Here is an 18,729-nt window from a genome sequence, read left to right on the forward strand (position 1 = left end):
CCCGGCCCCCTCCCCTCTCCGTTTCCCGCCTCTTCCTACTTCGCCGCCCCACCGGCCTCGTGCTCCTTGCGGTACAGACCGCACAGACGGTCGGCGTGCCTGATGGGCTCGGGGATCCGGTACTTGGGGGAGACCCGCATGATGAGGTCGGCGGCCCCCTCCAGATCGACCCGGTGGCCCACGGAGACGTAGACCGGGCGGGTCCGGGAACGGGTGCGCAGGGTGCGGCCGATCACCTCGGCCCCCTCCTCCGCGAGGGCGAAGGTGTCGTCCACGATCTCGGAGCGCCCGGCGACCATCGGGGTCCAGGAACCGCGCTCCTCGCCGGGCGGGGTGTTGCGGCCGTACAGCACGGACTTGGCGGAGCCGACCACCCGCGCGTCGATCAGCACGCCCAGGTGGCTGGCGACCCCGAACCGGCGGGGGTGCGCCAGGCCGAAACCGTCGCTGACGAACACGTCGGGGGTCAGTGACAGTCCCTCGATCGCCTTCAGGACCGGCGGCAGCTCACGGAAGGCGAAGAGACCCGAGACGTAGGGGAAGGAGGGTGTGTCGGTCACCAGGGAGGTCTCGACCACCTCCAGCGTGCGGGCGTCGAGGACGACGGCGGCCGCGGCGAGTTCGGTGTCGCCCACCCCGTAGCTGACGTCCAGTCCGCAGACGAGTTCGACCCCTTCGGCGTCGAGGGGCTCGGTACGCACCCGGTCGGCGAGCAGACGTTGCCGGACCACCGCCTCCTTGGGGTCCTCCGGCCAGTTCTCCGGATCGTCCAGCGCAGCGGCCGCCCGTTCGGCGATCTCCGTCATGTCCTCGGTCCCCCGTCGTCTTCCTTCGTGCGTCCAGGCGCAGTCTAGGTTTTCGCGAGACGCCCCGCCGTCAGAAGCCCGTCGCGTCGGCCCCGTTGCCGGTGGCCGGGACGGTGAAGACCTCGCCGTTCGGGGGGAGACCCACCCCGGTCCAGGTGAAGGGGAGCCCGGCGGCCCACTTCGGGTTCGCGTCGTCCATGAGTTGGAAGTGCAGGTGGGGCTCGCTGGAGTTGCCGGAGTTCCCGCACAGGCCGATCGGCGTGCCCTTCTCGACACGGTCTCCGACCCGCACGCTCGCGGAGCCCCGACGCAGGTGGGCGTACAGAGCGTGGACGCCGTCCCCCAGATCGAGGATCACGTGGTTGCCGAGGACGCGGCGCGGGCCTCCCAGGGAACGGGCGAGCCCCTCCAGCATCAGGTAGGCCAGACCGGGATAGGTGTCGCGGCCTCGGTGGTCGCGTTGTCCGTCGTCGACGTGGACGACCGTGGCGTCGGCGACGGCGAGCAGCGGCTCACCGAAGGACGGATAGGCGGTCGCGGGGCGTCCGATCGGGCTCCAAGGGGAGGCGTCCTCACGTCCCTCGACCACGAGGACGTCGATCGCGTAGGCCTGTCCGAGCCAGCGGACCCCGTGGCTGGGCACCTTGTCGGCCGGACCGTTCAACGCCTGCCACGCCCCTCGGACCGGAGGGGCCACCTCCACGGGGGTGGAGGGCTCGCGGCGCGAGGCCATCCGGTCGGCGCTCCAGGTGCACAGTACCGACGTCCCCCAGATCACGAAGCCGATCAGGGCCAGGAGGAGGGGCGAGTGATCGGGAACCGGGACATCGGTGAGCCAGGCGACGATCAGCGCCAGCAGCACGACCATGTACAGCAGGAAGAGTCTCGTCGTCGCCGATCCGATCCCGCGCAGTGTTCTCTCCCGCATGGCCGCTCCCCGCTGTCGATGTGACGTCACTCCTACACCTTCATTATTACGTGATTACGTATTTTTTCAAATTACACGAAGAACCTGGCAAGCGCCCCGTCAAATCCCGATTCGGATCCCCCCTGCCCCTGGAGCGCCTCTTTGTGCCGGAGGCCACAGGGCCCAACGCTCAGGAGCACCGACTCCGGGGAGTACCGTGGACCCGGAATTTGTACTGACCGGTCAGTTCAAAAAGGGAGGCCGCTAAGGATGCGTCGGGCCACCGGAGCACGTGTGCACGCCGAGGACGTCACACTCACCACCCGAGAGGGCCCCGTCTACACGGGGATCGACTTCACCGCGCGCCCAGGAACGCTCACCGTCTTCCAGGCCGATTCCGGCGGTGGACGCAGCGCCCTGTTGCTCACCCTCACCGGGAGGATGCGCCCCAGCCGGGGCACCCTGCACGTGGACGGCTTCTCCCTCCCGAAGCAGGCCCGCAAGGTCCGTCGAATCAGCTCTCTGGGGCTCATGAACGACGTCAACGACCTCGACGAACGCCTCCGGGTCCGCGAGCACCTCTCCGAGGCACGCCTGCTGCGCCTGCGCCCCTCCGCCCGTTCCGTGGCGGACGAGGCCATGGAGGCGGTCGGACTGGCCGACCTGGACCGCAAGACCCTGATCAAGGAACTCCCCCTGCCCGAACGCAGGCGCCTCGGCATGGCCCTGGGACTGGTCTACGAACCCCGCCTCCTGGCCGTCGACGACGTCGACGGCGGCCTGAGCGGCGAGCATCAGGCCGAGATGTGGCGCACCCTCAAGGACCTCTCCGAGGAGGGACTGACCGTCATCGCCACCTGCGCCGACGCCCGCGAACTCGGCACCGTGGCCGACGACGACACCCAGGGCCCCATCCCCATCCACCAGGGAGAGGCCCCCGAAAGCACCGAGGACGAAGGCGTGATCGGCATCTCCGACCTGCTCCACGGCGAGAAGGACGACACCGACGGCGACAAGAGGAACGGCCGTAAGGGAGGCGCCCACCGTGCCCAGAGCTGACAGAGCCCCTCGCTACCGCTTCCTCGCCGTCCCCCGCCTCGGACTGCTCACCATGCGGTCCTTCCTGCGCTCGCCGCTGCCCACCGCGGCGCTGGCCGCCCTCATGCTCATCCCCCTGCTCTACTCGGGGATGTACCTGTGGTCCTTCTGGGACCCCTTCGACCGCATGGAGCACCTGCCGGTCGCCCTGGTCAACGAGGACACGGGGGCCGAGGTCGACGGGGAGGAGGTCGACATCGGCGGGGAACTGGCCGACACCCTGTTGGAACGCGGCGACCTCGACTGGCACCTGGTCGACGCGGCCGAGGCCGCACGAGGCCTGGACGACGGCGACTACTACGTCACCCTCACCATCCCCTCGCACTTCAGCCAGGCCCTCACCTCACCCTCCCGAGACCGTGAGAACCCCACCCCCGCCCTCCTGGTCGCGAACTACAACGACTCCAACAGCTACATCGTCCGGCAGTTGGCGGGCAGCGCCTTCAAGGAGATCCGCGAGACGGCGGCGAGCACCGCCATCGGCGACTATCTGGACCAGATCTTCCTCGGCTTCAACGAGATCCACGGCAAGACCGAGGAGGCGGCCGACGGCGCCGGACAACTCGCGGACGGGGCGGGCGACGCCGAGAGCGGCTCCGGCGAGCTCTCCGAGGGCATCGGCGAGGCCCACACGGGCGCCGGTTCGCTCAGCGGCGGACTCTCCGAGCTGTACTCGGGCTCCGAGGAGCTGGCCGAGGGCGCGGGCAGCGCCTCGGACCAGGTCTCCGCGAAGGTCGAGCGACTGGACGAGCTCGCCGACGACCTCCTCCCCCGCCTGGAAGAGGACATCCCGGACATCCAGGCGCGCGCCGAGACCATCGCCGACGTCACCGACGGCGTCTCCCAGGCCCTCACTCGACTGCCGGAGGAGATCGACGTGAGCGGTATGGAGGCGGTCGACGGACGTCTCGACACGTTCTTGGAGGAGAACCCCGACCTGGAGAAGGACCAGCCCGACCTGTACGCGCTGCTGACCGACCTGGACGACGCGATGGGCACCGCCCTGTCCGTGGCGGGGTTCGTCAACGACAACCGGGACGAGATCGACTCCACCGCCGCCGAGGCCGCCGCGCTGAGCGAGAGGGCGGTCGAGGTCGCCGACGACCTGCCGAACACCGTGAGCAAGGCCGAGGACGCCCGCGACCAGATCGACGCCCTGGCCGAAGGTCTGGAGGAACTGGCCGAGGGTTCCCGGAAGATCCGGGACGGCCTCTCCGACGCCTCCAGCGGTGCGAGCGACCTCGACAGCGGACTGGGCGAGCTCAGCGGCGGCGCCGACCGTCTGCACGACGGTCTGGGCGACCTGTCCTCCGGCTCCGAGGAGCTGGCCGACGGACTCAACGACGGCGTCGACGAGATCCCCACCTACTCCGATTCCGGCCGGGCCGACGCCGCCGACATGATGAGCGAGCCGGTCCGTTTGGACAGCGAGGTGGACAACGAGGTGCCCAACTACGGCACCGGCTTCGCCCCGTTCTTCGTGCCCCTGTCCCTGTGGGTCGGCGCGATGGTGGTGTTCATGGTGCTGCCGGCCCTGTCCAACCGGGGTCTGGCCTCCTCCTCGCCGTCCTGGCGCGTGGCGCTGGCCGGCCGTATGGTCCCGATGATGCTCGGTTGGGCGCAGGTGCTGGTCATGATGGGCGTGCTGCACGTGGGCCTGGGACTGGAGTCACGGAACTGGCCACTGATGCTGGCGTTCCTGCTGCTCACGGCATCCGCCTTCGCCGCCACCGTCCAGTTCCTCACCGTGCGGTTCGGTGCGGCCGGACGGGTCATCGCCCTGGCTCTGCTGGTGCTCCAGTTGACCTCGGCGGGCGGTACCTATCCGATCGAGACCAGCCCGACCTTCTTCCAGGCGATCGCACCGTACCTGCCCCTGCACTGGGGGGTGACCGCCATGCGGCACCTCATCGGCGGCGGTGACATGAACGTGGTCGCGCAGGCCTTCGGCGTCATGGGTCTGTGGCTGGTGGTCCCGCTGCTGCTGACCTGGCTGGCCGTGGCCCGCAAACGCGTCTGGTCGATGTCCACCCTCTACCCCGCCTTGAAGGTCTAGAGAGGAACGGCGTCCTTCGGACCGTGTTCCTCCGGTGTCGGTCGCACCGGCACCGGAGGAACCGAACAAAGGACGTCCTCCGAACAAAGGGCACAATGGAGCCGATGAACATGAGGACCCCCACCCCGGAGAAGCCCGTCGGCGGCCGCCGCGAGGCGACCCGACGCAAGTTGTTCGACGCGGCCGTCACCCTGATCTCCGAACAGGGTTACGGCTCCACCACCGTGGACGAGATCGCCGAGCGGGCCGGGGTCGCCAAGGGCACGGTCTACTACAACTTCGGTGGCAAGGACGAGCTCTACGCCGCCCTCATGAAGTGGGGCGTGACCCGGCTGGCCGACACCCTGCGCGAGGCGGTCCCCGCACCCGGGATGGAGCCCCGTCGGGCACTGACCGAGGTGCTGCGCGCCGGGGTCGTGTTCATCGGCACCCACGAGGCCCTGGCCCGACTGTTGATGGCCGAGGCCTGGCGCACCAACCGCTCCTGGTACGCCACCGTCCGGCAGATCCGCACGCAGGCGATCGGGGTCATCACCGAGCGTCTGGACGTCCTGGTCGAACGCGGTCTGACCCGGCCGGACCTGGACACATCGCTTGCGGGATCGGCTCTGTTCGGCATGGTGGTGACGGTGGCCCTCGACTGGCGGACCCTGCAACCCGAACGCCCGATCGAGGAGATCCACACCACCCTGGCGCACATGGCCGACGGTCTGATCGGTTCCCCCGCCTCACCGCGTTGAGCGCCCGGCCCGTCCCGAACATCCCGGAGAGGACCCCCTTGCCATGGCCGATCTGTACCCTCTGCTCCCCCTGATCGCCGGCGCGATCCTGCTGTGGATCGTCATGCGCGACACCCGTCTGGAACTACGCCTGGTCCGGCACGGCGTGCGCGCCAAGGGAAGGGTGATCGGCTACCACGAGACGTCGGTCGCCTCCCGCATGATCGTGCAGTTCCAGACCGAGGAGGGCAAGGAGGTGCACGCCGAACACGAGAACACGGGTTGGACCGCCTCCCGGGCGGGCGAGATCGTCACCGTCTCCTACGACCCCGATCTTCCCGAGCGGGCCCGGATCGTCGCCGCCCCCTGGTTGAGTCACTGGGTGCGCGGGCTGTTCGGCGGGCTCGGTCTCGCCCTGGTGGCGGCGGGGCTGTTCCTCGGCTACCTGCACTGGAGCGACCTGGCCGCGCCGCTCTCCGAGGATCGGGGGACGACCCGTCTCCTCCCCGTGTGAACGTTCGGAAGGGCCCCGTGGACATCACGGGGCCCTTCCTCGCCCACGTGGGGCCCGCACCGTTCAGACGGAGGCCGGGGCCCGTGTCTCCGGAGGCGAATAGCGCACCAGGCGGCCGGGAAGGGCACCGTCGATGGTGGAGCGGGTGCGCACCCTGACCCCGCAGAGCAGGTCGACCAGACCGGTACCGTCCGGACGGACCACCGCGGCGGAGGCGTGCACGGCGACCACGGCCAACGCCCACCAGCCGTGGCCCGAGGCGATGAGCAGGACCACCGGCAGGGACAGCAGCACGGTCCGGGCCAGGACCAGGTGGCGCCCGGCCGGGCGGGACATGGAGCGTTCGGTCAACGCGAGGTGCACGGCGGCGCGCCCCGGCGAGCAGCGGTCACGACGGAGCATGGGCACCAGGACCCCGAGGAGCAGGGCGACGCCCGAGAGCACGGCGATCCGCGCCCGGGCCTCGAGATCCGACGGGACCGGACCGTAGACGGCGATCAGGGCGAGGACCAGCTGCGATCCGAACCACCACGCCCCCAGGTCCAGGAGAGTGCCCAGAGCCCGCCGGAGGAGGTCGGGCGCGGCCCGGTCGGGGACCGCTCCGGGCCAGGACCGGTGCGGACCGTACGGCCACAGAGTCGGGGCCCAACGGGCCAGGAGCCAACCGAGCAGGACCCCGGCCACGGCGACCCCGGTGAGTTCGGGCGCGTCCACGTTGTAGGAGCACGGGTACAGGCCGAGGACCCCGGTGGCGCGGATCGCCGTCACCGCCAGTGCCAGGGCGGTGCCCAGGGCGAGCGTGACCAGGAGCCCGCGACGGAATCGGGCCCGGGCCAGGATCCCCACCGGGAGGAAGAGCCCGAGGGTCAGGGCGATCGAACGCGGATCCGGTGGCGGGGCGGCCTCGGGGACGACCGGGCAGAGCCCGTCGATGGAGGCGGGCAACGGCCAGACCGCGTAGGCGACCAGGCCGGCGCCGACGAGGAGCGCGGCCCGTGTGAGCGTCCCCGACCAGCCCGTCGGGCGTCCATAGCGGCGATGCTGGCCGTTCAGATAGAGGGCGGCGCCGATCACCGTCAGCAGTGGTACGGCCGCGACCGCCACGTCGATGGCCGCCTGTCCGCCGCCGAACGGTTGCCCCATCACGTCTCCTCCCGATTCGGCCTGTTCCGCGCCGTAACGCTAGTACGGCCGGAACCCGTGTGTGCGGGGAACCGGGATTCGGGCCCCGATCCGTTCCCGAGACCCCGTCGTTCAGGGGCGATAAGGAAGCAAGATCCACCTATACGGTCACATGTGAAGTTCGTCCTATGGCTTTCCATAACACCGACCCCACAGGGCACAGCAAGCCCCAGAGCTGCACTTCTATGAACATTCCACCAGTTCATGGCAGACTGCCTACGCCCCCGGATAAACCGGCGTTTCCCAGCCGAGATACGATCCCCCACGCCGAAAAGACCCGCCAGTGGTCACCCCGGCGGCGAATCCGCGTCACCCCGTCCGGGAGGAACGCGGTGTCCGGGCGGGAGTCCGCGTACCCGTCCCCCGTCGCCATCGGCGACCGGGCGACCACGGATCCGGCTCCCCGTAAGACCTCATGACGCGGATCGACAGGAGCACCGTGCAGGAAGTACCGAAGAAACGTGGGCGGACGATCACCGCCCGTATCCGCGCCATGGTCACGATCCCCACGGCCGCCCTGATCGCGCTGTGGCTGATCCTCACCGTCGCGCTCGGTGGCGAAGCGGTCTTCCGACTCCTCCGTGCCAAGGCCACCCACGAACTGGTCACCCCGGCCGCGATCGGTCTGGTCGACGCGATGACGGAGCGGTCGGCGACGATCGCCTACATCGAGAACCCCGACGACGCCGACCTGACCCAGCGCCTCACCGAGGCCCGTCACTCCACCGACGAGTCCCTCGGCACGGTCGTCTCCGAGCTCATCACCTTCGTGGACATCGCCCCCGAAGAGGCGGGCATGCACATCGAGATGCTGTACGACATGTACCAGGACGTCGACGAGATCCGAGAGGCCGTCGACTCCGGGAACGCGAGCCGTGACGACGTCCTCGACTACTACAACGAGCTGGTCCTGCACGGCGCCGACAGCTTCGACAGCCAGGGGCGTCTGAGCAGCGACGGCGGCCCCTCCGTCAACCCCAGCTTCACCGCGGTCTACATGTTCCGCGCGGTGGACGCCTTCTCACGTTCCGACGCCCAGCTCTCCCGGGCCTTCGCCACCGACGAACTCTCGGTCGAGGACCAGCGCGAGTTCACCCGCCTGGTCGGCACCTACCAGGCCTTCCTGGACGCCAACGCCGGCTACCTGGGCGGCCCCGGTCAGGCCGAGCGGTTCGAAGCGGTGCTGGACGGCCCCGAGTACGCCTCGCTCCTCGAGATGCAGGAGCGGATCACGGAGCGCGAGGTCTCCTCCGAGACCATCACCGATCCGGTCACCCTGGCCCCTCAGACCGTCGACGACCTGTCCATGCCGGTGGACCGGGACGAGTGGGACGCGGCCTACGGCCACGTCCTGTCCGAGCTCACCGACATCGGCGCCGATGAGGCCCGTTACGCGGCCTCCCTGACCACCGAGGGCGCCAACCGGTCCGTGCTGATCGCTCTCGGCGGCAGCCTCGGCGTGGCCGCCGTGACCGGACTGGCCTTCTACCTGGCCCGCCGTTCCTCGCGCAACCTCACCGACCGTCTCCTGGCCCTGCGCGACCAGTCCCAGGACCTGGCCGAGAAGCGTCTTCCCGCGATCATGGAGCGCCTGCACCGCGGCGAGCGCGTCGACACCGGCTCCGAACTGCCCGAGCTCCGGGCGGAGGACGACGAGATCGGCGACGTCGCCCGCTCCTTCAACACCGCCCAGCGCGCGGCGGTCGAGGAGGCGGTCCAGCAGACGGAGCTGCGCCAGGGCGTCAACCGCGTCTTCCTGAACATCGCGCACCGGAGCCAGACCCTCGTCCACCGACAGCTCCGCCTGTTGGACCGGATGGAGCGCGAGCAGGAGGATCCCGAGCAGCTCGCACAGCTGTTCAAACTGGACCACCTGGCGACCCGTTCGCGGCGTAACGCCGAGAACCTGCTGATCCTCGGTGGCGAGGCGCCCGGACGTACCTGGCACCGCCCGATGCCGCTGATCGACGTCCTGCGCGGCGCGATCTCCGAGTCCGGCGACTACACCCGCGTCAAGCGCGAGCGCATCGCACGCGTCGACCTCAACGGTCCGGCCGTCGCCGACGTCATCCACCTGGTCGCCGAGCTGGTCGACAACGCCGCGATGTTCTCGCCCCCGCACACCAACGTGCGTCTGAGCAGCGAGTCCGTGCCCAACGGCGTGACCGTCGAGATCGAGGACCGCGGTCTGGGCATGTCCGACGCCGAGTTCGCGTCGGCCAACGCCCTGCTGTCCGAGCCGCCCGAGTTCGACGTCATGCGTCTCAACGAGAAGATGCGCCTGGGCCTCTTCGTCGTCTCGCATCTGGCCCACCGTCACGGCATCGGCGTGCACCTGCGCCCTTCCCCCTACGGCGGCGTTCTGGCCATCGTCCTGCTGCCGCAGGAGCTGATCTCCGGGGATCGTGCCCCTCTGCCCGCCTCCGACGAGACCGAAGAGGACATCTGGGAGGTCCGCGAGATCGTGGACCGCACCCCTGAGGCCGCTCTGACGGACGGCGAGCCCTCGTCCTCCGAACCGGCCGGAAAGCCGGTCCTGACCTCGGTGACCACCACTCCGAGCGCCCCCGACCAGGGGAGCGACCTCCTCGGCGGGAGCACCGAGGACCGTCCCCCGCTGCCCACCCGCACCTCCCGGATCAGCGCGGTGCCCGACCGTCCGAAGACCTCGACCCCCTCCCCCGAGCCGGCCGCGCCCGCTCCGAAGCGCCCGAGGGACTCCGAGCCCTCTCCCGAGAACACCACCCCCGAACCCGCCGCCCCGCCCGTCCAAGAGGCGGAGCGGACCGAGAGCGGCCGTCCGCCGCTGCCCAAACGACGTCCCCAGGAGAACCTCGCCCCCCAGTTGGCCGGCGACCCCGCCGGCGAGGGCGGGAGCGGGCCCGCGTCCGGTGCCCCGGGCAAGGCCTCGTCCCCGCTCGACAGCTCGGAACGGCTGGCCCGCCTACGCCGCAACATGTCCGCCTTCCAGAAGGGCACGGACCGTGGACGGCGTGAGAGCAGGCAGAAGACCAACGACACCGACAAGGACGCTTAACCGTGACCAGTACCGAAAGCGCAGGCGGGAACGCCGCGGGCCGGAAGAACATCGACTGGCTGCTCGATGAGCTGCTGGAGCGGGCCGTCGGCTCCCGGCACGCGATCGTCCTCTCCGCCGACGGCCTGTTGATCGGCCGCTCCGAGAGTCTGGAGAAGGAGGACGCCGAGCACCTGTCCGCCGTGGCCTCCGCCTTCCAGAGCCTGGCCCGCGGCACCGGCCGCCACTTCGGCGGCGGCGAGGTGCTACAGACCGTCGTCGAGATGGAGAGCGCCTACCTCTTCGTCACCGGGGCCGGGCGCGGTGCCTGTCTGGCCGTCCTCGCCGAGGAGAGCGCCGACGTCGGTCTCATCGCCTACGAGATGAACGTCCTGGTCGACCAGGTCGGCCGTTACATGGACGCCGCTCCACGACATGAGAGCGCCACCCGGGAAGCCACTCGCTAGGGGTCGATATGCAAGAGCATGACGAGTTCGATCCGAACGATCCACGGCACGGTCTCGAGCATCGTGACCCGATAGACGGGTTCGACGACGACACCGGTGCCGGAGAGGACGACCGACTGGTCCGGCCCTACGTCATCGCGCAGGGCCGCGACCACGCCGACAGCGTCCGCCTGGACATGATCAGCGTGGTGATCGCGGCCAAGCGCGCCGAGGTCGACGAGTTGGCGCTCGAACCGGAGCAGCTCCGCATCCTGGAGCTGTGTCGTCGCCCCCAGTCGGTGGCCGAGGTGTCCGCTCACCTGGACATCCCGGTCGCCGTGGTCAAGGTCCTGCTCAGTGACCTTCTCAACCGCGGTCTGGCCTTGGCCCGCGCCCCCTACACAGCAAAGAGCCCGGTGAGCCGGGACGTACTCCAGGCGGTTCTCGATGGCATCCAGAGACTTTGACCCCGTCGCCGAGGCCCCGGTCCCCTCGGCGCTGAAGATCCTGATCGCCGGTGGCTTCGGCGCCGGGAAGACGACACTCGTGGGGTCGGTCAGCGAGATCGCCCCGCTCAGCACCGAGGAGGTGATGACCGAGGCCAGCTACGGGGTCGACGACCTGTCCGGGGTGGAGTCCAAGACGACCACCACGGTGGCGTTGGACTTCGGTCGGATCACCATCAACGAGAGCCTGGTGCTGTACCTGTTCGGAACACCCGGCCAGGAGCGCTTCTGGTTCATGTGGGAGGAGCTCTCGGAGGGCGCCCTGGGCGCGGTCGTCATCGCCGACACGCGCCGGTTGGAGACCTGCTTCGCCTCGGTGGACTTCTTCGAACGCCGGGACGTGCCCTTCGTGGTGGCGGTGAACTGTTTCGAGGGCGCCCACAGGTACGCGCCGGACGAGGTCCGGGAGGCGTTGAGCCTCAGCCCGGAGACCCCGGTGGTGCTGTGCGACGCGCGGGATCGGGCATCGGCCAAGGAGGTCCTGCTGTCACTGGTGAACCGGGTCGCCGAACGCGTCGCCGCCTGAACCGCTCCGTCCGGGTCCGGGGCGTCGACCTTTCGCGTCATCGTTCCACGAGGTGTGCCGGTGAAGGACGGGCGGGGATACAGAGGACGAGAAGGAGAACATTCGGGACACGGTTCGGGATGTTCGAGGGTACGAAGCGCCTTCCTCTCCTGTACACGAAGGCCTCCCCGGTAAAGTGCGGGGCGGCGAAACGCCCATGGAGTGGTGTTTCACGTACCCGACGACCCTGGACCCGTCTCGGGCGGGTCCGGACGAAGGTGGAGTTCCCATGAAGCGTTTCGAATGGCGCGACAAGATCCGCACACTGGACGCCGAGGAGGACTACGAGGAGATCGTCCGCATCCTGTCGACCCGGGAGTTCCCCTGGGACATCGAGCAGGCCTTGGGGCTGGCCCTCTACCGCACCTACGCGGTTCCGAGCATCGGCGAACTCCTCGGCGGCACCCGTGAGTTCACCGCGCGCCCCCAACACCGCTACGACGACACCGTGCTCATCCTCAACGACATCCTGGAGCACGGCTTCGAGCCCGGCCGCGGCCGTGACGCCCTGCGCCGGATGAACCAGATGCACCGCTCCTACGACATCTCCAACGACGACTACCGATACGTGCTGAGCACCTTCGTCGTCATGCCGGTCCGCTGGCTCAACGACTACGGCTATGGCTGGCGACGACTGAGCGACCACGAGATCGCCGCCTCCACGAACTACTACCGCAAGCTCGGCAGGCACATGGGGATCAAGGACATCCCCGAGACCTACGAGGAGTTCCGCGAACTCATGGACTCCTACGAGGCCGAGCACTTCGCCTACACCGAGGGCGGACGCGCGGTCTCCGACGCCACCCTCGACCTCATGGTCGACTTCTACCCCGCGTGGCAGCGGCCGCTGGTCCGCCCCTTCACCAAGGGGCTGCTGGACGACAGCCTGATCCGGGCCTTCCGCTACCCCGAGCCGTCCGCCTTCTGGCGCAGGGCCGGGGACGTCGCGCTCAAGGCCCGCGCCAAGGTCGTGCGCCGGATGAGGCCGCGCGAGGAACCGAAGTGGGCACGTTCCAGTTCCAACGTCCGCAGCTACCCCGACGGCTATCACCCCTCCCGGATCGGGACCTTCCCGAAGGGCTGCCCGATCCCCCACGACATGCTCACCCGGGAGGTGCCCGGAACCGGCGCCCACGTCCCCGCACCCGGCCAGGCCGTCGCCCCCGCGACGTCCGACCCCTCGGGCGACGCGACCACCGACGCGCGATAGGCGCCCCCGACCCCTTTCCCGGGCCGGACCCTCATCGATACGGCCCACGCCCCCACGAGCGGTCCCCCCGTTGTCCATCGCCCCCTCTTCCCCTGAAGGACCCCAGAATGAAGCGTTTCGACTGGCGCGACGAGATCCACCGCCTCGACGCCGAGGCCGACTGCGTGCGCATCGTCCAGATCCTGACCTCCCACGAATTCCCGTGGGACATGGGCAGGGCTCTGGGGATCGCCCTCTACCGCACCTACGCGGTCCCGAGCATCGGCGAACTCCTCGGGCGGACGGACGAGTTCACCGGAAAGACCCAGAAACGCTACGACGACACGGCCCTCATCCTCGGCAACATGATGCGGTACGGGTTCGAGCCGGGTAAGGGCCGCGACGCCCTGCGCCGGATGAACCAGATGCACCGCTCCTACGACATCTCCAACGACGACTACCGATACGTGCTGAGCACCTTCGTCGTCATGCCGGTCCGCTGGCTCAACGACTACGGCTACGGCTGGCGACGACTGAGCGACCACGAGATCTCGGGGATCACCAACTACTACCGCAAGCTCGGAAAGTACATGGGGATCAAGGACATCCCCGAGACCTATGAGGAGTTCCGCGACCTTCTCGACACCTATGAGAAGGAGAACTTCGCCTACACCGAGGGCGGACGCGCGGTCTCCGACGCCACCCTCGACCTCATGGTGACGTTCTATCCGCCACGCGTGTCCGGTCTGGCCCGCAAGTTCTCGATGGCGATCCTGGACGACTCGCTCATCCGGACCTTCCGGTACGACCCGCCCGGTCGGGGCTGGCGCAAGGGCGCCGACATCGCCCTCAAGCTGCGGGCCAAGGTCGTGCGCCGGATGAAGCCGCGCGAGGAACCGCTGTGGGCGGACCTGAACCCGAACATCCGCAGCTACCCCGACGGCTACGACATCGACAAGATGGGCACCTTCCCGGCCACCTGCCCGGTCCGGCACAACGTGGACCCCGTGGCCCACGAGGAGCTGTACGGCGCGGAGGGGGACCGTCCCCGAGAGGCCGCGTCCTCGGGGGCCGACGCCGAGGCGTCCGAGGCCGCGAAGGCCGATGATCGCGCGTGAGCACCGCCCCCGACACCCCCGTCGGAGCCGCTCCGCTGCCTCGCTCGGTGCACGCCTGGTACGGCAGCGGCGCGGTGGCCACGGGGATCTTCAACACCGTCCCCGGACTGCTGCTGCTCATCTACCTGACCGACACCCTGGCCGTCGGTCCGGCGGTGGCCGGGGCGGTGATCTTCCTACCGAAGATCGCCGATCTCCTGATCAGCCCCTACATCGGCGTCCGGTCCGATCGGACACGTTCCTCCTGGGGGCCGCGTCGGCCGTGGATGCTCGCCGGAGCGGTGACCCTGCCGGTGCTCTTCGCGGCGCTGTTCTTCGGCCCCCCGCTCCAGGGGAACGCCGCCGCCGTCTACGTCGCGGTGCTGTTCGTGCTCGCGGCCCTGGCCTCCTCGATGTTCCAGGTGCCGCACGCGGCCATGCCCGGTGAGATCACCTCCGACTACCACGAACGCTCCACCTTCAACACGTGGCGGACCGCGTTCGTGGGGTTGGCGCTGATGTTGGGCGGGGCGCTGGCCCCGGTGCTGCAATCCGCCCCCGAGGACCCGGTGACGGGCTACCGTCTGATGGGCCTGGCCATGGGCGCGGTCATCCTGTTCGCCATGCTCGGCAGTGTGATCGGTACCCGTCGGGCGCCGCGCCCGGCCTTCCCCGCGCGCACCGAGAACATCCTCGGCCAGCTGCGTTCGGCCTTCTCGCACCGTCACTTCCGGGTGTTGTTCCCGGCCAACCTGCTCATGGGCGTGGCGAGCGGGACCATGGTGGCCGGGGTTCCGTACGTGACCGCCAACGTGATGGGCGAGCCCGCCTACACGAGCATCCTCATGGTGTGCGTACTGGTGCCGCTGATCGCCACGGCCCCCCTGTGGAAGCGCCTGTCGGTCCGGTCGGACAAGCGGAGCGCCGCGGGCCTCTCCGCCGTCGTGTTCGCGATGGGCGGCCTCGGCCTCCTGTTCATCCCCGTGTGGGGTGTCCCCGGGGCCGTGTTCTCCTCCGTGCTGGTGGGCATCGGGCTGTCCGGTGTCCATCTGCTCCCCTGGTCGATGCTGGCCGACTGCCTGGCCACCGACGACGGCTCCGGTCGCCGCCAGAGCGGCGTGCTGTCCGGGGTCTGGACCGCGGGCGACGCGCTGGCCCAGGCCATCGGCACCGGCCTGCTCTCGCTGTGCCTCGCGGTGAGCGGGTACGTGGAGTCCGGCGCCGGGGAGGTCGTCCGGCAGAGCGACTCGGCGCTGCGCGGCATGCTGATCGGCAGCACCCTGTTGCCGGCCCTGGTCATGCTCTCCTGCCTGATCCCACTGATGTTCTACCGGCTCACCCGGGAGCACCTCCCCGAGGCCTCCGGCCCGGAGGGTCCCTCCGAGGGGTCCGAGGTCGTGGGGGTCTGACCCTCCCCCGGTGGTCCCGACCGGGGACCACCGGGGACCGTCGGAGAGCGCCTCAGCGGCCCAGACGGCGCCAGAGAGGGCGGGGCAGCAGGCTCAGAGCGGTGAAGAGCGGGCGCAGGACGGGCGGGGCCCACACCGTGCCGGCCCCACTGCGCAGCCCTCGGACGGCGACGTCGGCGACCTGTCCGGGCGTGGCCGGGAAGGGGGCCGGCTCCACATGGGCGGACATCCGGGTGGCCACGTAGCCGGGCCGGACCACCAGGACGCGCGCACCGGACCCGTGCAGGGAGTCCGCCAGCCCCTGGGCGAAGCCGTCCAGCCCCGCCTTGGCGGAGCCGTAGACGAAGTTGGCCCTGCGTACCCGGACCCCGGCCACGGAGGACAGGACCATCAGCGTGCCGTGCCCCTGCTCTCTCAGCCGGGCGGCGACCGCCAGCCCGCTGGAGACATGACCGGTGTAGTTCACCGTCGCCGCCCGGGCCGCTTCGACCGGATCCGCCTCGTACGCGGACTGCTCTCCGAGCACCCCGAAGGCGTCCACGACCACGTCCAGGTCGCCGACCAGGTCGACGGCGGCGGCGATGGTCGCGGCGTGGGTGTCGACCGCCTCGGCGTCGAAGTCCAACGAATGGACGTTCGCCCCCGTCACCGTCAGAGTCTCGGGCGGGTCCGTGACCCCGCCGCGCGCGGCCAGCACCACCTCTCGGGCGCCTTCGAGCAGAAGCCGTTCGACCACGGCCAGACCGATCTCACTACGGCCTCCGAGCAGTAGGACACTGCGCACACCTCCCAGGGAGTCGCGCATGGGGGCCACCTTCCTTCCTCATCGGGTCGAGGGCTCTCAGACGAGTTCGAGTCGGCGGGCCAGGTCGGAGACGAGCACCCCACCGGGGTCGACCCGTTCGCGTACCTTCCGCCAGGCCGGCAGCTCCGGATACATGGCGTGCACGACCTCGGCGCTCGCCCGACCGTCCTTGGCCAGGTACAGCCGGCCTCCCGCCGCCAGCACCCGTTCGTCGAACCCGCGCAGGAGGCGGGCCAGACCGGGGTGGTCGACCGGCAGATCCATGGCGAGCGTCCACCCGGGCCGGGGGAAGGAGAGCGGACCCGGGGTCGGGTCCCCCATCCGTTTGAGGACCGCCAGGAACGAGGGGGCGCCCGTTCGCGCGAGATCCTCGACCACCGCCCGGAGCGTGTCCTCCTCGCCGAAGGGGACGACGAACTGGTACTGGGCGAACCCTCGTGGACCGTACAACCGGTTCCACCCCTCCACCGCGTCCAAGGGGTGGTGGAAGGCGTCGAGCGGTCGGATCCGTCCTCGCCGGCGGCGAGGAGCCGCATTGTAGTAGGCCGTGTTGAACGCCTGCGCCGTCCACCGGTTGAGCAGGCCGGACGGCGCCCATCGCGGGGCCGCCGGCGCGGACCTCGGTCGAACCCTCCAGGGCTCGTCCCGCAAGGGGGCGGGCAGATCGGTGCGAAGGGCGTGGCGTGCCCGGGTGACGATCCCCCGTCCGGTGTCGCCGCCCCTGGCCAGCAGGTCGATCCATCCGACCGTGTACCGGTGGCCCCGGGGGCCGTCCCCCATCAGCTCCAGGGTGGCGTCGAGGTCTCCGGTGCGATCGATGTCCACCATGACGTGGGACGTCTCGACGGGGCGCACCGCGACGGTGGCCGAGGTGATGACACCGGTGAGCCCCATACCGCCGACCGTGGCGTGGAAGAGGTCGACGTCGCCGCGGTCGGGACCGAGTTCGAGGAGCTCCCCGAGCGGGGTCGCCAGGGTCAGGGAGCGCACATGGGCTCCGAGGGAGGAGTCGACGTGGTGGTTCTTGCCGTGGACGTCGGCGGCGATCGCCCCGCCCAGGGTGACGTGCGCGGTGCCGGGCACGACCGGGAGGACCCGCCCATGACGCAGCAGGTACGTCGTGAGACGGCGCAGGTCGATCCCGGCGGGCGCGGTGATCTCGTCCCGCTCCGTGTCCAGGCGGAGCGGCCCGGTGAGCGAGGAACAGTCCAGGACGAGCCCGCCCGCGGACTGGGCGGCGTCTCCGTAGGAACGGCCCAGCCCTCGGGCGAGGGCACCGCGCGGCCCCGCCCGGGTGAGCGCCTCGGCGACCTGTTCCACGGTTCGTGGCCGCACCACGGTGGCGGCGGTGGGCGAGGTGCGCCCCCAGCCGGTGAGGAGGGTCGGTCGACTCACAGGTGGATCCCCAGTCCGATCAGGAGGACGAGGCTCAGAAGGGTGGCCTGGAGGGGTCGGTCCTTCAACGCGATCTCCTCCGGCTCCTCGCCCGAGCCCCGGTCCACGAGCAGGTTGTAGCGGAGCACGAACATGACGAACGGAACGATGCTGACCGCGTGGAACACCGATTGCGGGCCGCCGCCCTGTTCCAGCGCCCACAGGCAGTAGGTGACGATCATGGCTCCGGAGGCGACGGTGCGCATCCGCGAGAGGTAGTCGGTGGTGTAGCCGAGCAGGGCCGCCCGCGTGGGGTGCGTCCCATCCTCTTCGCCGAGGTCGGCCTCGCCCACCGGTTCCGGGGTCCCGGTCGCGCGGAGCTCCGCCTCGCGCTTGCCGACCACCACCAGCAGGGCCGCCAGAGACACCACGATCATGAACCACGAGGTGAGCACGACCCCGACCACGATCCCGCCGGCCATCGCGCGCAGCACGTGGCAGGAGGCGACGGCGACGAGATCGACGACGACCATCGTCTTGAGGAAACGCGTGTAGAGCAGGGTGAGCAGGACGTAGCCGGCGATGAGGGCGGAGAGTGCCCCGTTGCCGAGGACGAGTGAGGCGACCGGGGCGACGAGGACCGCCAGGACGCCCACGACCACGGCGATCGGCACCGGAAGCTCGCCCGAGGCGATCGGGCGATGGCGCTTACGCGGGTGGCGGCGATCGTGGCGCGCATCGCGCACGTCGTTGAGCAGGTAGGTTCCGGCCGAGGCCAGACAGAAGAGGCCGAAGGTCGCCAGGCACAGGAGCACGGCCCGAGGGTCGGCGAGCGCCCCGGCCGTGGCGGGGGCGGCGAACACCAGCAGGTTCTTGAGCCACTGGCGGGGGCGGCAGGCCCGCAGGAGGGCGAGGGCGAGTACGAGGCCCCTCCGTCCGGGTCGGTTCCGGGCCGTGGGGATCGCGGTCACGTCTTCCCCCTCGGGTCCGTCGTCGGTGTTTCGGAAGGTCCGGGCCGCCCGTGGGGGTGGCGGGCGGCC

General features: G+C 70.1%; 17 protein-coding genes. 11 read left to right on the plus strand and 6 right to left on the minus strand.

Going from position 1 to position 18,729, the window contains the following annotated elements; all coding sequences use genetic code 11:
- Window positions 1-35: 35 nt before the first annotated feature.
- Window positions 36-806, minus strand: coding sequence for an endonuclease V (locus tag U9J66_RS20995; RefSeq protein WP_014909109.1), 771 nt, complete (start codon window positions 804-806; stop codon window positions 36-38).
- Between the two features lie 70 nt (window positions 807-876).
- A complete protein-coding gene (locus U9J66_RS21000; protein ID WP_326338456.1) occupies window positions 877-1,734 on the minus strand; it encodes a M23 family metallopeptidase in 858 nt (285 codons plus the stop codon).
- Window positions 1,735-1,983: 249 nt separating this feature from the next.
- Between U9J66_RS21000 and U9J66_RS21005 the strand changes: the two genes are divergently transcribed.
- The 4 genes from U9J66_RS21005 (at window position 1,984) to U9J66_RS21020 (ending at window position 6,100) form a co-directional block, all read left to right on the plus strand.
- Window positions 1,984-2,772, plus strand: a complete 789-nt coding sequence (locus tag U9J66_RS21005) for an ATP-binding cassette domain-containing protein (RefSeq protein WP_017535550.1) — start codon at window positions 1,984-1,986, stop codon at window positions 2,770-2,772.
- 52 nt (window positions 2,773-2,824) lie between these two features.
- Window positions 2,825-4,867, plus strand: coding sequence for a YhgE/Pip domain-containing protein (locus tag U9J66_RS21010; RefSeq protein WP_017535549.1), 2,043 nt, complete (start codon window positions 2,825-2,827; stop codon window positions 4,865-4,867).
- 95 nt (window positions 4,868-4,962) lie between these two features.
- Window positions 4,963-5,607 carry a TetR/AcrR family transcriptional regulator gene (locus tag U9J66_RS21015; protein ID WP_014911829.1) on the plus strand — a complete coding sequence of 215 codons (645 nt, stop codon included), beginning with the start codon at window positions 4,963-4,965 and terminating at the stop codon, window positions 5,605-5,607.
- Window positions 5,608-5,650: 43 nt separating this feature from the next.
- Window positions 5,651-6,100, plus strand: coding sequence for a DUF3592 domain-containing protein (locus U9J66_RS21020; RefSeq protein ID WP_017535548.1), 450 nt, complete (start codon window positions 5,651-5,653; stop codon window positions 6,098-6,100).
- 63 nt (window positions 6,101-6,163) lie between these two features.
- On the opposite strand, the gene U9J66_RS21025 is transcribed toward U9J66_RS21020, so the two are convergent.
- Window positions 6,164-7,243, minus strand: a complete 1,080-nt coding sequence (locus U9J66_RS21025) for an antibiotic resistance protein VanZ (protein ID WP_326338457.1) — start codon at window positions 7,241-7,243, stop codon at window positions 6,164-6,166.
- Window positions 7,244-7,697: 454 nt separating this feature from the next.
- On the opposite strand from U9J66_RS21025, the gene U9J66_RS21030 reads away from it, so the two are divergent.
- The 7 genes from U9J66_RS21030 to U9J66_RS21060 all read left to right on the plus strand — a co-directional run bounded on the left by U9J66_RS21030 (window position 7,698) and on the right by U9J66_RS21060 (window position 15,510).
- Complete coding sequence (locus U9J66_RS21030; protein ID WP_326338458.1) at window positions 7,698-10,319, plus strand: nitrate- and nitrite sensing domain-containing protein; 2,622 nt, start codon at window positions 7,698-7,700, stop codon at window positions 10,317-10,319.
- A 2-nt stretch (window positions 10,320-10,321) separates the two neighbouring features.
- A complete protein-coding gene (locus U9J66_RS21035; RefSeq protein ID WP_014908573.1) occupies window positions 10,322-10,765 on the plus strand; it encodes a roadblock/LC7 domain-containing protein in 444 nt (147 codons plus the stop codon).
- 8 nt (window positions 10,766-10,773) lie between these two features.
- The gene (locus tag U9J66_RS21040; protein ID WP_017535545.1) at window positions 10,774-11,211 is read left to right on the plus strand and encodes a DUF742 domain-containing protein; all 438 of its coding nucleotides are present in this window, start codon (window positions 10,774-10,776) and stop codon (window positions 11,209-11,211) included.
- Entirely contained in the window at window positions 11,192-11,776 is a 585-nt protein-coding gene (locus tag U9J66_RS21045) for a GTP-binding protein (RefSeq protein WP_014911992.1), read from the plus strand. Before U9J66_RS21040 ends, U9J66_RS21045 begins: the two co-directional genes overlap by 20 nt.
- A gap of 268 nt (window positions 11,777-12,044) precedes the next feature.
- Window positions 12,045-13,025 (plus strand): oxygenase MpaB family protein, encoded by a 981-nt coding sequence (locus U9J66_RS21050; protein WP_326338459.1) that lies wholly within the window; start codon window positions 12,045-12,047, stop codon window positions 13,023-13,025.
- 107 nt (window positions 13,026-13,132) lie between these two features.
- A complete protein-coding gene (locus tag U9J66_RS21055) occupies window positions 13,133-14,122 on the plus strand; it encodes an oxygenase MpaB family protein (protein WP_042282741.1) in 990 nt (329 codons plus the stop codon).
- Complete coding sequence (locus tag U9J66_RS21060; protein ID WP_014909633.1) at window positions 14,119-15,510, plus strand: MFS transporter; 1,392 nt, start codon at window positions 14,119-14,121, stop codon at window positions 15,508-15,510. Before U9J66_RS21055 ends, U9J66_RS21060 begins: the two co-directional genes overlap by 4 nt.
- Before the next feature lie 52 nt (window positions 15,511-15,562).
- Here U9J66_RS21060 and U9J66_RS21065 read toward each other — a convergent pair whose 3' ends face one another.
- The 3 genes from U9J66_RS21065 to U9J66_RS21075 are packed head-to-tail and all read right to left on the minus strand — an operon-like array spanning window position 15,563 to window position 18,660.
- Window positions 15,563-16,315 carry an SDR family NAD(P)-dependent oxidoreductase gene (locus tag U9J66_RS21065; RefSeq protein ID WP_017535542.1) on the minus strand — a complete coding sequence of 251 codons (753 nt, stop codon included), beginning with the start codon at window positions 16,313-16,315 and terminating at the stop codon, window positions 15,563-15,565.
- Window positions 16,316-16,351: 36 nt separating this feature from the next.
- Entirely contained in the window at window positions 16,352-17,710 is a 1,359-nt protein-coding gene (locus U9J66_RS21070) for an FAD-binding protein (protein ID WP_161111342.1), read from the minus strand.
- Window positions 17,707-18,660 carry a decaprenyl-phosphate phosphoribosyltransferase gene (locus U9J66_RS21075; RefSeq protein ID WP_326338460.1) on the minus strand — a complete coding sequence of 318 codons (954 nt, stop codon included), beginning with the start codon at window positions 18,658-18,660 and terminating at the stop codon, window positions 17,707-17,709. The genes U9J66_RS21070 and U9J66_RS21075 overlap by 4 nt, the downstream gene beginning before the upstream one ends.
- Between the last annotated feature and the right edge of the window lie 69 nt (window positions 18,661-18,729).

This window comes from Nocardiopsis sp. LDBS1602 (assembly GCF_035818715.1).
GTDB lineage: Bacteria > Actinomycetota > Actinomycetes > Streptosporangiales > Streptosporangiaceae > Nocardiopsis > Nocardiopsis alba.